Genomic DNA, 13857 nt, shown 5'->3' with positions numbered 1-13857 from the left:
TATTGTGGACCTGTCACCCTTACAGCAGGCTGCGTACCTCAACCTCGGGCAACTCATCAATGGAGTCGACAACCTGCCCGGGCGATGCGGTGGCCGCGCCGATCTGGCCGACCACGATTCCGGCAGCATGATTGGCGAGCGTTGCCGAATCCACGAGGGATCCGCCAGCTGCGAGTCCGAGGGCCAGCGTCCCGATAACAGTGTCCCCTGCCCCGGTAACGTCAAAGACCTTTCTTGCAAACGTCGGGATGTGGCTGACGGTTTCGCGGTCATGGAAGAGCGCCATTCCGTCACGGCCAAGCGTCACCAAAAGATGCTTGCACTCCAGCCTGTCGAAAAGCTTCTGCCCGGCCAGTACGGCCGATTCCATGCTGTTGACCGCCATACCAGCGCCCTCTCCCGCCTCCTTGGTGTTAGGGGTAAGAAGGTCCACGCCGGTATACAGATCATAGTTCACGGTCTTGGGGTCAACGAGAACGTATGGCCTTGACTTCAACGACTGCAACGCTGTCCACAATCTGTCCATGAACGGCCTGCAGATAAGGCCCTTCCCGTAATCCGAGAGGATTACCACCGGCGCACTCTCCAAGTCCTCCGCAATGAGTTCAAAGAGTTCGTCAAGCTCGGCGTCGCTGGGCTGGCCCAGGTCTTCATGGTCGACCCTGACGATCTGCTGGTTGGCGGCCATGACCCGGGTCTGACTGTGGTTGGTCGCGACTCAGAGGCGAGGACGCGGGTGGCCAACCCTGCCGACGAGCAGTGGTCTTTCAACCTCTGGCCGTGAATGTCCTTGCCACGCATACCGGCCAGGACCGGCTTGCCGCCAAGCTCGGCGATGTTCCGCGCCACGTTTCCGGCCCCGCCAAGTACGTGGGTCTCCTTTTCGACCCGCACCACAGGCACCGGCGCTTCCGGTGATATGCGCTCAACCGTCCCCAGGAGGTAATGATCGAGCATCAGGTCGCCGATGATAAGCACTTTCTGCCCTGCAAGACGGCCGAGCAGTCTTTTCAAATCTTCCCGCATAGGTCTATGCCCTGCCTATTCTCTCTTCATTGTCGATCACGCTACTATCACCCTACTCTTCAGGCCACGCTTCGCCGAGCATTTCCACAAGAGACCGCAATTCTTCTTCGGTGCCAAATTTAATTGACAGTCGACCTTTCTTCGTGCTTCCGGACAAAGAGACTGCAACATTCAGCGAAGAGCTCAGGGATTGCTGCAATTCGCTCAACACAGGATCAAGCTCAGCTTTTCCGCTCGACTGCGACGGTGCTTTTCCCCGTGGCTCTTCACCGGTACCGGGAAGGCGTCCATTCTGCTTCCAGAAAACACCTTGCGCCTCAGCCTGTCGCACAGTCAGCCCGTTTTCAGTAATACGCCTGTGCAACTGCTTCTGAACTTCCGGATCAGTCACGGCCATAAGCGCACGGCCATGCCCGGCAGAGAGGTTTCCTTCGGATATGTCCTTGCGTATCTCGTCCGGAAGATTCAGCAAACGAAGCGCATTGGCAACAGCTGATCGGCTTTTTCCGACCTGCTGCGAGAGTTCGTCCTGACTTAATCCGAACTGCTGCTGCAACTGCTGGTAGCCGAGTGCTTCTTCAACAGGGTTGAGATCTTCACGCTGCAGGTTTTCGATCAGGGCGACCGCGAGACTCTCCTGATCGGTCATCTCCTTGATCAGGGCGGGAATGCTCTCCAGACCTGCGAGCTTGGATGCTCGCAAGCGACGTTCACCGGCCACAAGCTCATATCGATCATCACCGAGCGGTCGAACGAGCACTGGCTGCAACACGCCCTGACTGCGAATTGAGTCCGCAAGGTCTCCAAGGGCAGCTTCGGAAAACTCCCTGCGAGGCTGATTCGGGTTGGCGACGATATCCGCCACCGGAAGCGAGGTGACGGACGCCGCATCAACTCCCTTCTGCTGATCTTCACGAACGCCGCCCAGCAGCGCGTCAAGCCCGCGCCCCAAGCCTTTTTGCATAGAACTCATGGTTAATTCCTCCATCTTTTCAGGCCGCGGCTCTTGCCCACCTGCTGACAAGCGCCTATATACCTCTTGGCCCAGAGAGCCAGTTACTTCAAAAAGGACCCATTCATGAAAGAGCACATTCGCGAACTGTATGACAAGGACGGCACCCTGATCGGCTGTCTTTTGACCGCCGAGGCCTGGCAGGCCGCCGGAGATCAGATCAAAGAGCTTCTCGGTCTCAAGGAAGAGGTGCAGCAACCCAAAGCCAAAGAGCCTGTTCAAGAGTGGAACACGCTCAAGGAATACTGGGACTTCCCCTACCAACCCAAAAACGACGTCCGTTGCGACGAATGTGGCAGCTCAACCGAAGACTGGCTTCAGGACGAGCCCCGCAAGTTCACCATGACCTCAGCCACTCTTGGCGGACTTGTTTCCTATCGTTGCGAGAAATGCCGGTCCCGGGTTCAGAAAAAACATTTCAAAGACGAAGTGGTCTTCGAGTGCACTCCGTACCTGGACAGCAAGACAGAACGTCTCGAAGCCAAGTACTAGCCGAAAACGGGGAGGCTAGCCCTCCCCGCCCTTTCTCACCACTTCCTGCGCAAGAGCAAGATACGCCTCGGCCCCCTTGCTCTTTATATCGTAATTAATCACCGGCTTGCCGAAGCTCGGTGCCTCGGAGAGTCGCACATTTCGCGGGACTATCACCTCAAAAAGATTCTCGGGAAACGCCCTTCTCACCTCGTTCTTCACCTGCCAGGACAGCCTGTTTCTGGCATCGTACATGGTCAGCACCACGCCGAGAATATCCAGATCCGGGTTCAGGCGTTTTTTCACCAATTCGTATGTCATGAGCAGCTGCGCAATGCCCTCCAGTGCGTAATACTCGCACTGCAGAGGGACCAGCAATTCCGTGGCTGCGCAGAGAGCGTTCACGGTCAAAAGGCCGAGAGACGGTGGGCAATCGATGATGATGAATTCGTAATCATCATCCAGCGTCAGCAGCAGATCCTTGAGATAGAATTCGCGGCCGAGCTTGTCCACCAACTCCACTTCCGCCCCGACGAGGTCCTGCGTTCCTGGAAGAATATCAAGATACGGAACGCTTGTTTCGTAGACCGCCTTGCGGGAATTCTTGTTGTCAAAAAGCACCGAGTAGATGTTGTCCCGGCGATCGCCCGGATAGAAACCAAGTCCGCTGGACGCGTTCCCCTGAGGATCGCAATCAACGATCAGGACCCGCTTTTCCATCACGGCCAGTGATGCACCAAGGTTGACCGCAGTGGTTGTTTTTCCAACCCCGCCCTTCTGGTTTGCTACGACAATTCGCCTCGCCACGTTGAGCCTCCTTCTTGAGGTCGAGCTACCGACATGAATTGTTTCACGTGAAACACCGATCAGGTGATCACCATTTGGTGTAAGTGCTCTGAAGAATGATGGCAAGAAAAACAAACCGAGAGGCACAAAAAAACCGGCCCGAAGGCCGGTTTCAATCACTTGATGATGAACCGATTATTCGCCGTAATAGTCGCGGTACCAGTCTACGAACTTACGGATTCCCTCTTCAATGCTGGTGTCCGGCTTGAATCCGACATCTGCCTGAAGGTCGGACACGTCGGCCTCGGTGGCGGGAACGTCGCCGGGCTGCATGGGCATCATGTTCATGATGGCCTTCTTGCCAAGGCACTCCTCAAGCACTTCAATGTAGCGGGAAAGCTCAACGACCTGGTTGTTCCCGATGTTGTAGACACGGAACGGGCAGGAGCTGGTAGCCGGGTCAGGTTTATCACCGTCCCAGTCCGGGTTGGGCTTGGCCGTATTCTGGGTTACTCGAACAACGCCTTCGATGATATCGTCGATGTACGTGAAGTCGCGGCGCATCTTGCCGTGGTTGAACACGTTGATGGGTTCGCCTGCAAGAATGTTTTTGGTGAACAGGAACAGCGCCATGTCCGGGCGTCCCCAGGGTCCATATACGGTAAAGAACCGCAGCCCGGTGGTGGGCAGGTCATAGAGGCTGCTATAGGAATGCGCCATCATTTCATTAGCCTTTTTGGTGGCGGCGTATAGCGACATCGGATGGTTGACGCTTTCATGTGTGGAAAGCGGCATATGCGTATTCAGTCCGTAAACGGAGCTGGAAGATGCGTAGACAAGGTGCTCTACCTTGTTGTGTCGGCAGCCTTCAAGGATGTTCAAAAAGCCGACCACGTTGGAGTCTATGTATGCTCTCGGGTTCTCAAGGCTGTAGCGGACCCCTGCTTGCGCTGCGAGGTTGACGACATGAGTGAAGCCCTCTTCCCGGAACAGAGCGTCCATAGCTTCTGTGTCGCCAAGATCAATGTGCGCATGGCTGAAGGAAGGCTGATCCTTGAGGATAGCAAGCCGGTCCCACTTGACCTGAGGGTCGTAGTAATCGTTTACAATATCAAGGCCGACCACTTCATGTCCCATGGAGAGAAAGCGGTTGGACAGGTGGAACCCGATGAATCCGGCTGCGCCGGTAACAAGAATTTTCATCTACTCTTCCGTCGTTGTTTTCAGGTGATTGTCATCCGCAATCACGGTCGCTGTCTGCCTGTTGGACGCGAACATGTTGATCATGTCCAGCGGAACCGGGATTACGGTAGAGGCCTTGCCGTCGGAAGTCATCTCCCGAAGCGTCTGGAGATACCTGAGCTGAAGCGCTTCCGGGTAACGCGAGATTATGTCTGCAGCCATGGAGAGCTTTTCCGAGGCCTGATATTCACCTTCAGCGGCAATGACCTTGGCGCGGCGTTCACGCTCGGCTTCCGCCTGCTTGGCCATGGCACGCTGCATCTCGCTCGGAAGGTCGATGTACTTGACCTCAACAGTCGTGACCTTGATGCCCCACGGATCGGTGTGATCATCAAGAATGGACTGTATCTGGCTGTTGACCTTATCCCGCTGTGAAAGCAGATCGTCCAGCTCGACGCCACCACATACGCTACGAAGGGTGGTTTGGGCAAGCTGCGAGGTGGCGAACATATAATCCTCAATCTCGAGAATCGCCTTCACCGGATCAATGACGCGGAAATAGACAACCGCGTTCACGCTTACAGACACGTTATCCTTGGTGATGACGTCCTGATTTGGCACGTCCAGGGCAAGCACCCTGAGGGAAACCTTGACCATCTTATCAATGACAGGGATCAAGATGATGAGGCCGGGCCCTTTGTGTCCGATGCAGCGGCCGAGCCGAAATACAACGCCACGCTCATACTCGTTGAGCACCTTGAGAGCTGCCGCAAGGAATAAAACAACAAAAATGATGATTGGAAGGAACGTATACATACTGTGACTCCTTGTTAGCCGTTGGTATTTGTGGGTTCCGAGCCTAGAGGCTCAATTTCTGCCGTAAGGCGCTCCTACCGGAAATTCTGACCCTGAGTCCGGGAGAAGGCACAAAATCGCCCTGAGAGGCCGTAGCGGCCCATATTTCGCCTCTGACGCGAATCTGACCCTTTCGACCATCCCATCGGATGACGTTTCCCTCCATTCCGACGATGGTGTCGCCATCAGCAATGTACCGCGTCTTGCGAGATCGAATCACCAGCCAGAGAATGACGGAGATGAACGCGCTGAATACGACCGACGGAATCAGGATGTAGAAAACGGGAATGTGAAGGTATCCATACGGATCGCGGAAGAGGAGCATGCCGCCCATGAACAGGGACACCGCGCCCGCAACCGTCAGCAACCCGAAACTCGTGATGGAGACTTCAAGCCCCAACAACAATAATGCGAAAAGAATCAGCAGAACGCCTGTGACAGACGTCGGAAGAATGGAGAGCGCGTACAGGGCGAGAAGCAAACAGATGCCGCCGAGCACACCGGGAAAAACAGTGCCCGGGTGGGTGATCTCTATGAACAGACCAATCATGCCTCCTAAAAGAAGGAAGTAGGCGATCTGGGGATGGAGAAGCCATGAAAGGATGGAATAGCGGATTCCGGGATCAAAGGTTTCAAGCACGACCTGATCCCCGGCAAAGGTGATTGTCTGTCCCATGTGGGATATGCCCCGCTCCCCCACCGCGTCCAGAAACGAAGGTACGGAGGGGGCGACAATCTCAACGACCTTCATCTCGGCGGCTTCTTCAGCGGTGATGCTGGCGGCAGTCTCCACAGACGATGCATACCACTCAATGTTGCGGCCGCGCCGAGAGGCAACGGATTTCAGCAGGCTGACGAAGTCGTTCTTGATCTTCATCTGCATGGTCTCTTCGATGTCGTCTCCGCCGAGTGAAACGGGCGAGGCTGCACCGATGGTAGTGTACGGGGCCATACCAGCCACATCAGACGCAGCAACGATGAAGACACCGGCGCTGGTGGCGCGCGCACCAGAAGGGCCGACCCAAACCGCCACAGGCACAGGCGAATTGAGAATGGCCTTGACCATGTTTCGCATGGACTCACCAAGGCCGCCGGGCGTATCGAGCCGGATGAGCAGAAGGCGTATATCGTTGTCACTGCAGTAAGAAAGACTGTCGTTAAGCAGTTCTTCCTGCGCAGGGCTGACCGCGCCTGTCAGGTCAACCTGAACAACGCGAAACGGCTCGGCAAAAGCAGACGAAGCTGCCATGACAACAAAGACCACAACAAACAACAGTAATCGGCGCATATTTCTCCTCCGATACCGTCATTGTTCGCACAAAGCGGAAATAATGGGAAGCTATAAACGAATTTCAGAGAGTCTGTCCAAATGGATCAAACGCTCATGGGGGAGCATGGGGCCGAGTTCAGAAAGAGAAGGAAGAACAAGGATGGAAACATCCCCAACGGAAACATACCCTCTTCCTTCATGGTCTGGACAAAGGATATCCACCGCATCGGTTCCGAGGGAAACCACAGTATGTGCGCCGAGACGATCAATCGCCGCCCACGAAGACGAAGCATCCGGTACGATAACACCTTGGTCGGGAAGTCCGACAGGAACAAACCCCGAAGAACCTTTGGGCCAGCGCAGATGGGCAATCAACGAACGTAGCAGCTTTCCCCGCTGCGGATCAGCCTGCCCACAAAGGTCAAAGCCAAGCTCAAAATAGGTCCAAACAACCTTGGGGGACTTGGGCGATTTGGAAAGGACGGACTTCCATTCGTCGGAAAAAGAAACTTTTTCAGGCGGTTGCGAGTCCTTTGCAGACGTTTCATGTGAAACGCTTGGCAGAAGATACTCCAACCCTGCGCAATGCCATGCCCGTAGATGCTCGGGAACGTTTAGCCTATCTGAAGAATATCCCATAAACGCCACGCTACTTCGGTTTTCGGCAGAAGCGGCCACGTTTCACGCCGGCCGTCAGCAGTGGCGACAAACATCTCATTGGTGCGCACACCAAACCCGCTGCCCTCCTTGTCAATACGGTTGGCTGCGATGACATCGAGATGCTTTGTCGTCAGTTTGCGAAGCGCTTCGTCACGGGGGTCTCCGGTCTCAGCAGCAAAACCAATCAGCTTTCGATCACCCTTGTCATCACCGAGCGAGCGAAGGATGTCGGGATTGGACGCAAACTCCACGGTCAAGGTTTCGGCTCCAGCTTTCTTGAACTTGTCAGAACCGTGGGGAGTGGGCCTGAAATCAGCAACCGCTGCGGTGCAGACGCCGACAGTCATCCGAGGCCAGACATCCAAACAGGCAGCATGCATTTCACGGGCTGAAGTGACAGGAATCACGTTGATATCGGGCGGGAATTTGCAATCAACAGGGCCGCATACAACGGTGACGTCCGCGCCACGGAGCCAAGCGGCAACAGCAAGGGCTGCACCCATTGAACCTGTAGAGGGATTGGACCAGAACCGGACCGCATCCCACTGTTCACGAGTCGGGCCGAGGGTGACGAGCACCTTCTGACCGGCAAGATCCTGTTCGGTCACCAACTTGAGTATGGAGAGATGGATAGTGTCCAGATCGGCCAGTCTGCCCTTTCCAATATCCCCGCAAGCCACATGGCCGGATTCGGGTTCGATACAGACCCAGCCGTCCTTTTTGAGCGTCTCCCAGTTACGCTGCACCGCAGGCGAGGCCCACATGGCCGGGTTCATGGCCGGGGCGATCAATCGGGGTCCGGGAAAGGCCATGGCCTGGCAGGAGAGCATGGTGTCCGCTATGCCATTGGCTATCTTGCCGATAATATCTGCCGAAGCAGGAACGAGGGCCAGCGCGTCCGCACTCTGACCGGGTTCAAGATGGGCAAAGGAAGTGTCGGGTCCGGCATCAAACATGCCGGTATAGACAGGAGATGCACCCAATGCCTCAAAGCTCAACGGGGTAACGAAACGGCAGGCTGAATCGCTCAATGTGGCGGAAACAGTGCAGTCAGACTCCTGAAGCGTGCGGCAGAGGTCTAGCGCCTTGTATGCGGCAATGCTGCCGGATATGCCAAGGTGAACACGGCGGCCCATGAAGCCGCCAAAACGGTAATGATTCTGCATTATTCGTTTAAATTCGAAACCGAAGGCGCATCGGACTGAGCGTCCTTGGCCTCGGCGGCGATGATAGTGACCTTGGCGCTGGCAAAGCTGTCCTCGACCTGAATGATGCAGCTCTTGTTGAACTTCTCAAATGAAAGAACGGAAATCTTGCCCTTGACCGAAGCGATCTTTTCCCAATTGTCCTTGGCCATGTTGTTCAGGAAAAACTGAATGAGATCCTGAATAACAACCCGACCCTTGAACTTCATGATGCCGACGCGGAACTTGCGGTTGTCCAGCGTGTAGGATTCCTCATCCACATATTCGAGTTCGCTCGGAATAAGGATGTCCTCGAAGTCGTAGTAGAAATTCGTCTGGGAATACTCACGCTGGGGAGAGTCGGTCTGTTGGCCGGAGGTGGTGTTGGACGAAGTGGTGGTGCAACCGGCAAACAGGCAAAGACCTGCCAGAAGAACAAAGACTTTGGCAAACGTACGCATAACAACTCCTTGAAAAATTATGTATCGGCTTCTGATTTGAGCCTGTCGATCTTGTCTTGAAGGTACTTTTCCATTTCGCGGCGGTCCTTGCGGAGCCGAACCAGCTCGGATTCAAGCGTTTGAAGCTTGACCTTGATGTCGGAAGCGTCAAGCGAAAGGCTCATGGCCATTTCCTCAAGCTCCTGATCCTTCTCCTCAAGTCTCCGATAGGATTCCACAAGCTCGGCCGGTGGTTCGGCCGGAGCAGGAAGCGACTTGATGCGCTTCTGGCTACGGGCGAGCATCACAAACGCTGTCTTGAGCTTGCGAACATCCTCCTGCTGACTCTCGATGACCTGCTTCTGGTCCGCGATGGTTTCCATGCAGGAGGCGACCCTGTCCATTACGTCGGTAAACGCTTGGCTTAGCTCGGAATTACTGAACGGAACCGGAACAGAACAAGGTTCGGACGCTTCAACATCGATGGTTCTGGGCAGCTCGGACCGCAATATATCCTCAATCTCATGGGTAACGCGGCCCTCGGAATAAAGCTGGGAGATCCTGTTGAAGACCTGCACGGACTCTTCTGGATACTTGGTGACCCGACCGACCTTGGTCCCGCAGAGAAAATCCTTGAACAACGAAGCGTAACGACGCGCCGTTGGTGCAGGGATGCGGGTCATCTTGGAGATATCGGCCACCGACAACAGATTCATTGTTTTCAAATACCACGATTGCACAGAAATTCAAGATATTGGAGAGGGTTATGAACAAAACACCGCAACAAACCGGAATATATGGAATTTACTCAAGCTTGCCAGCCGGATGATTCAACAATAGTATGCCGCACGCGAGAAAACACCATGAAAAAAATCCCAAGACAATACAATCTCAATACGTATAATTTCGAGCTTCCGGAAGAACGCATCGCCCAACAGCCCGCAGACAGACGGGACGGGTCGAGGCTGCTCGTGCTCGACCGTGATACCGGCAACCGGACCATAGCGCCCTTTTCGGAGCTCGGCAGGCACCTGCCGGAAAACGCCTTGCTGGTGGTCAACAACTCCCGGGTGTTCCCGGCGCGGATGTTCGGCACCAAGCCTACAGGCGGCAAAGTGGAGTTCCTGCTGCTTACCCCCCTACCACGCATCATCTGTACGGAAGGATCATGCGAATGGAAGAAGGCGCGAGTGCAAGGGCTGCTTCGTTCATCCAAATCGCCCAGACCGCACGAGCTGATCACGTTCTCCGACGACTTCAAACTCGTGCCCAGAGAACGCGGCGACTTCGGCAAGTGGGTCGTGGATATCGAGTGGCATGGCGACCTCGAAGAAATCATCGGGCGGATCGGCTGCATTCCCCTGCCGCCCTACATCGGCCGGGACAGCGATGAAACCGATGCCGAACGCTACCAGACCACCTATTGCCGAAAGGACAAAGCCGGTTCCGTCGCAGCCCCTACCGCCGGTCTGCATTTCACGCCGGAGCTCAGAAAAGAGCTGGAAGACGCCGGACACGACTGGGCCGAAGTAACCCTCTACGTGGGCTACGGTACGTTCAGCCCCGTGCGGGAACGCGACATCAGAAAGCACGCCATGCACTCCGAGTTCATAGAGGTCGGCGAAGAAACCGTGCAAGCGGTCAAAAAGGCGAAATCCGAAGGGAGACCCGTTGTCGCCATCGGCACTACCAGCGCACGGGCACTGGAAGGTATGGTAAAGGAGGCTGGAAAAATAGAAGAATTCCGGGGTGAAACGGATATTTTCATCACGCCCGGCTACACCTTCAAGGTCGTGGACTGCCTGCTGACCAATTTCCATTTGCCAGAATCAAGCCTCATTATTATGGTATCTGCCCTAGCTGGCATAGATACAATCAAGGAAGCGTACAGGGACGCCCTGGACAACGGCTTCCGGTTCTTCTCCTACGGAGACGCCATGCTCATACGGTAGCGGCCCTGCCGCACAATAATCGGAAGGAGATCGTTATGTCCCGAATCGCGGTTCAGGAAGACCGGTGCAAAGGCTGCATGCTCTGCTCCACGGTCTGCCCTGTCCAGATCATCGTTCAGTCAGAGCGGTTCAACCAGAGCGGCTACAAAGTCGCCGAGGTGCCCGCCGAGGACATGGAAAAATGTACGGGCTGCACGTCCTGCGCCCTCATCTGTCCGGACCTCGCCATCAGGGTCTACCGCACCCCGAAGAAAAAGAAGGGGGACGAGTAAATGAGCAAGACAGTCAGAATTTTCGTCAAAGGCAATGAAGCGGTCTCCCGCGGCGCACTCGCCGCAAAATGCCGCTGCTTCTTCGGCTACCCCATCACGCCCCAGAACGAGATTCCGGAATTCATGAGCTCCGAAATGCCCAAGGCAGGCGGCGAATTCGTGCAGGCGGAATCCGAAGTGGCCGCGGCAAACATGCTGCTCGGCGCAGGTGCCTGCGGCGTACGCGCCATGACCAGCTCCTCCAGCCCGGGCGTCTCCCTCAAGCAGGAAGCCATCTCCTACATGGCAGGCTCCGAAATCCCCGCAGTCATCGTCAACATGAACCGCGGCGGACCGGGTCTCGGCGACATCGGCCCGGCACAGGGCGACTACTACCAGTCCACCCGAGGCGGCGGACACGGCGACTACCGTCTGCTCGTCCTCGCCCCCTCCACCGGGCAGGAAGCCTACGACATGACCATTCAGGCCTTCGACCTCGCCTTCAAATACCGCAACCCGGTCATGGTCCTGGGTGACGCCATCCTCGGCCAGATGAAAGAACCCATCACCCCGTGGATTCCGGAAAACATCGAATCCGAAGGCGGCGAAGACTGGCGGCTCGACGGCGCAAACGGCCGTGAAAAACGGCTCATCAAGTCCCTCTTCCTCGAAGAAGGCGCCCTCGCCGGCCAGAACCAGAAGCTGCAGGCCAAATACGACGCCATGAAAGAAATGGCGGACGCCGAACTCTTCGACACCGAAGATGCCGAACTCGTGGTCTGCGCCTACGGCTCCATCGGCCGCATCGCCAAAAGCGCCGTGCGCAAGCTCCGCAAGGAAGGAAAAAAGGTCGGCCTCTTCCGGCCCAAGACCCTCTACCCCTTCCCCGAAAAGCCGCTGCTCAAGCTGGCCAAGGAAGGCAAACGCTTCCTTACCGTCGAACACAACCTCGGCCAGATGGTCGACGACGTCCGTCTGGCCATCCGCACCGTTGCCGACTCGGACTTCTTCCCGATCTACCCCGGCAACCTGCCCACCCCGGACGATTTCGAGGAACCCATCCTCAAGAGCCTGGAGGGTAAATAAATGTCTGAAATGAACGAAAAGCTCGTCTTCGACAGACCCAAAGCGGTCATAGACAGACCCACCCACTACTGCCCCGGCTGCCACCACGGCGTGGCTCACCGGCTCGTGGGCGAACTGCTGGAAGAACTCGGCGTATTCGAGGACACCATCCTCGTCTCTTCCATCGGCTGCTCCGTCTTCCTCTACAACTACCTCAACGTCGATGCCGTCGAAGCACCCCACGGACGCGCACCCGCTGTCGCCACAGGCGTCAAGGCCGCCCGCAAGGACAACTTCGTCTTCGCCTATCAAGGCGACGGCGACCTCGCATCCATCGGCATGGCCGAAATCCTGCACGCTGCCAACCGCGGCGAAAAAATCAGCGTGGTCTTCGTCAACAACACCGTCTACGGCATGACCGGCGGCCAAATGGCACCCACCACGCTCATCGGACAGCGCACCACCACCTGCCCGTCCGGACGCTGCCTCGAACACGAAGGCGCACCCATCCGCATGACCGAAATCATCGCCGGACTCGGTGGCACCGCCTTCGCCGCACGCGGATCCCTCGACAACGTCAAAAACATCCGCCAAGCTAAAAAATACATGCGCAAAGCCTTCGAATGCCAAACCCAAAACAAAGGCTTCGGCTTCGTCGAACTGCTCTCCGCCTGCCCCACCAACTGGAAAATGACCCCAGTGCAGGCAAACGAACGCATCCAGACCGAAATGATCCCCTACTTCCCGCTCGGCGTCTACAAAGACACCGACGAAGGAGGTGCCTGCTAATGTCCCGCTACCTCGACTCCATCATCGCAGGCTTCGGCGGCCAAGGCGTCATGCTCATAGGAAACCTGCTCGCTTACGCCGGAATGCAGGAAGGACTTAACGTCACCTACATCCCCGTCTACGGACCCGAAATGCGCGGCGGCACCGCAAACTGCACCGTCGTCCTCGCAGAAGAGGAAATCGGATCGCCCATCATCAGGCGACCCACCAGCCTCATCATCATGAACCGCCCCTCACTGGATAAATTCCAAACCAGACTGCAAGACGGCGGCATCAACATCATCAACTCCTCGCTCGTGGACATGGAACTGGCAGATACCAAACGCGTCAACTGCTACGCCGTGCCCGCAAACGAAATAGCCGACAAACTCGGCAATACCCGCATGGCAAACATGGTCGCACTCGGCGCATTCATCGAAGCAACCAAAATCATGCCCCTCGACGCCGTCGTCAACTCGCTCGACAACGTCATCTCCGCACACTACTCGCACCTGATCCCCAAAAACGCCGAAGCCCTTCAGGCAGGCGCCGATCACATCAAGTAATAACGAGTAGATACGTACTTAAAGCAGGTCCATGGATTGATCCGTGGACCTGCTTTTTGTGCCTCCGGCGGCTTAAACCCTTTTCCAAAAGGGTTTAAGAATCCCAAAACGTTTTGGCTTGCCAAGCCGCTGGCTCACTAGCCGACAACAAGAAACCTATTTGCGGCTTGGCGGGGTTCTCGATTTCGCTCAATAAGAGATCAGAATACTTGATATTCGACCCGGCTAAACAACAAGACCTGTGTTTCGTGTGAAATGACATATAGGTTGTTATTTGGTCGGGATATTCCACAAAAATGCTTTTTTGTGCCTCCGGCGGCTTAAACCCTTTTCCAAAAGGGTTTAAGAATCCCAAAACGCTTTGGCTTG

Annotated in this window: 16 protein-coding genes and 1 pseudogene; 6 read left to right on the top strand and 11 right to left on the bottom strand. The window is 55.9% G+C overall.

The annotated features are described in order from the left end of the window. Window positions 1-19: 19 nt before the first annotated feature. From JCM12178_RS05870 to JCM12178_RS05865, 3 genes and pseudogenes are all read right to left on the bottom strand, one after another. Window positions 20-688, bottom strand: coding sequence for a bifunctional heptose 7-phosphate kinase/heptose 1-phosphate adenyltransferase (locus JCM12178_RS05870; RefSeq protein ID WP_369404466.1), 669 nt, complete (start codon window positions 686-688; stop codon window positions 20-22). A 74-nt stretch (window positions 689-762) separates the two neighbouring features. Beyond that, window positions 763-957: pseudogene (locus tag JCM12178_RS20715) on the bottom strand (PfkB family carbohydrate kinase); the annotation flags it as partial. 121 nt (window positions 958-1078) lie between these two features. Then, entirely contained in the window at window positions 1079-1999 is a 921-nt protein-coding gene (locus tag JCM12178_RS05865; RefSeq protein WP_054649583.1) for a ParB/RepB/Spo0J family partition protein, read from the bottom strand. A 105-nt stretch (window positions 2000-2104) separates the two neighbouring features. On the opposite strand from JCM12178_RS05865, the gene JCM12178_RS05860 reads away from it, so the two are divergent. Continuing rightward, on the top strand, window positions 2105-2530 hold the full coding sequence (locus JCM12178_RS05860) for a hypothetical protein (RefSeq protein ID WP_054649581.1): 426 nt from the start codon (window positions 2105-2107) through the stop codon (window positions 2528-2530). A gap of 15 nt (window positions 2531-2545) precedes the next feature. Here the strand turns inward: JCM12178_RS05860 and JCM12178_RS05855 are convergent, their stop codons facing one another. From JCM12178_RS05855 to JCM12178_RS05820, 8 genes are all read right to left on the bottom strand, one after another. Further along, window positions 2546-3316 (bottom strand): ParA family protein, encoded by a 771-nt coding sequence (locus JCM12178_RS05855; RefSeq protein WP_054649579.1) that lies wholly within the window; start codon window positions 3314-3316, stop codon window positions 2546-2548. Window positions 3317-3490: 174 nt separating this feature from the next. After that, entirely contained in the window at window positions 3491-4498 is a 1008-nt protein-coding gene (locus tag JCM12178_RS05850; protein ID WP_054649577.1) for an NAD-dependent epimerase, read from the bottom strand. Then, window positions 4499-5293, bottom strand: a complete 795-nt coding sequence (locus tag JCM12178_RS05845) for a slipin family protein (protein WP_054649575.1) — start codon at window positions 5291-5293, stop codon at window positions 4499-4501. Window positions 5294-5336: 43 nt separating this feature from the next. Next, window positions 5337-6620, bottom strand: coding sequence for an NfeD family protein (locus JCM12178_RS05840; RefSeq protein WP_054649574.1), 1284 nt, complete (start codon window positions 6618-6620; stop codon window positions 5337-5339). Window positions 6621-6671: 51 nt separating this feature from the next. Further along, window positions 6672-7178, bottom strand: a complete 507-nt coding sequence (locus JCM12178_RS18205; protein WP_157054778.1) for a hypothetical protein — start codon at window positions 7176-7178, stop codon at window positions 6672-6674. 38 nt (window positions 7179-7216) lie between these two features. Continuing rightward, a complete protein-coding gene (gene coaBC, locus JCM12178_RS05830) occupies window positions 7217-8428 on the bottom strand; it encodes a bifunctional phosphopantothenoylcysteine decarboxylase/phosphopantothenate--cysteine ligase CoaBC (protein ID WP_054649569.1) in 1212 nt (403 codons plus the stop codon). Then, window positions 8428-8907, bottom strand: coding sequence for a hypothetical protein (locus JCM12178_RS05825; RefSeq protein ID WP_054649567.1), 480 nt, complete (start codon window positions 8905-8907; stop codon window positions 8428-8430). Before JCM12178_RS05825 ends, coaBC begins: the two co-directional genes overlap by 1 nt. A 17-nt stretch (window positions 8908-8924) precedes the next feature. Continuing rightward, the gene (locus tag JCM12178_RS05820) at window positions 8925-9602 is read right to left on the bottom strand and encodes a hypothetical protein (RefSeq protein WP_054649565.1); all 678 of its coding nucleotides are present in this window, start codon (window positions 9600-9602) and stop codon (window positions 8925-8927) included. A 147-nt stretch (window positions 9603-9749) separates the two neighbouring features. On the opposite strand from JCM12178_RS05820, the gene queA reads away from it, so the two are divergent. From queA to JCM12178_RS05795, 5 genes are read left to right on the top strand one after another with little or no spacing between them, the layout of a single operon-like run. After that, window positions 9750-10838, top strand: coding sequence for a tRNA preQ1(34) S-adenosylmethionine ribosyltransferase-isomerase QueA (queA, locus tag JCM12178_RS05815; protein ID WP_054649563.1), 1089 nt, complete (start codon window positions 9750-9752; stop codon window positions 10836-10838). 35 nt (window positions 10839-10873) lie between these two features. Then, entirely contained in the window at window positions 10874-11110 is a 237-nt protein-coding gene (locus JCM12178_RS05810) for a 4Fe-4S binding protein (RefSeq protein WP_054649562.1), read from the top strand. Then, window positions 11111-12175, top strand: coding sequence for a 3-methyl-2-oxobutanoate dehydrogenase subunit VorB (locus JCM12178_RS05805; protein WP_054649560.1), 1065 nt, complete (start codon window positions 11111-11113; stop codon window positions 12173-12175). Then, window positions 12176-12943: a thiamine pyrophosphate-dependent enzyme gene (locus JCM12178_RS05800; protein ID WP_054649558.1), complete on the top strand. Its 768-nt coding sequence runs from the start codon at window positions 12176-12178 to the stop codon at window positions 12941-12943. Beyond that, window positions 12943-13488, top strand: a complete 546-nt coding sequence (locus JCM12178_RS05795) for a 2-oxoacid:ferredoxin oxidoreductase subunit gamma family protein (protein ID WP_054649557.1) — start codon at window positions 12943-12945, stop codon at window positions 13486-13488. The genes JCM12178_RS05800 and JCM12178_RS05795 overlap by 1 nt, the downstream gene beginning before the upstream one ends. Window positions 13489-13857 lie beyond the last annotated feature (369 nt).

It is taken from the genome of Salidesulfovibrio brasiliensis JCM 12178, from assembly GCF_001311825.1.
GTDB lineage: Bacteria > Desulfobacterota > Desulfovibrionia > Desulfovibrionales > Desulfovibrionaceae > Pseudodesulfovibrio > Pseudodesulfovibrio brasiliensis.
This window is presented reverse-complemented; position numbering and strand designations above follow the sequence as displayed.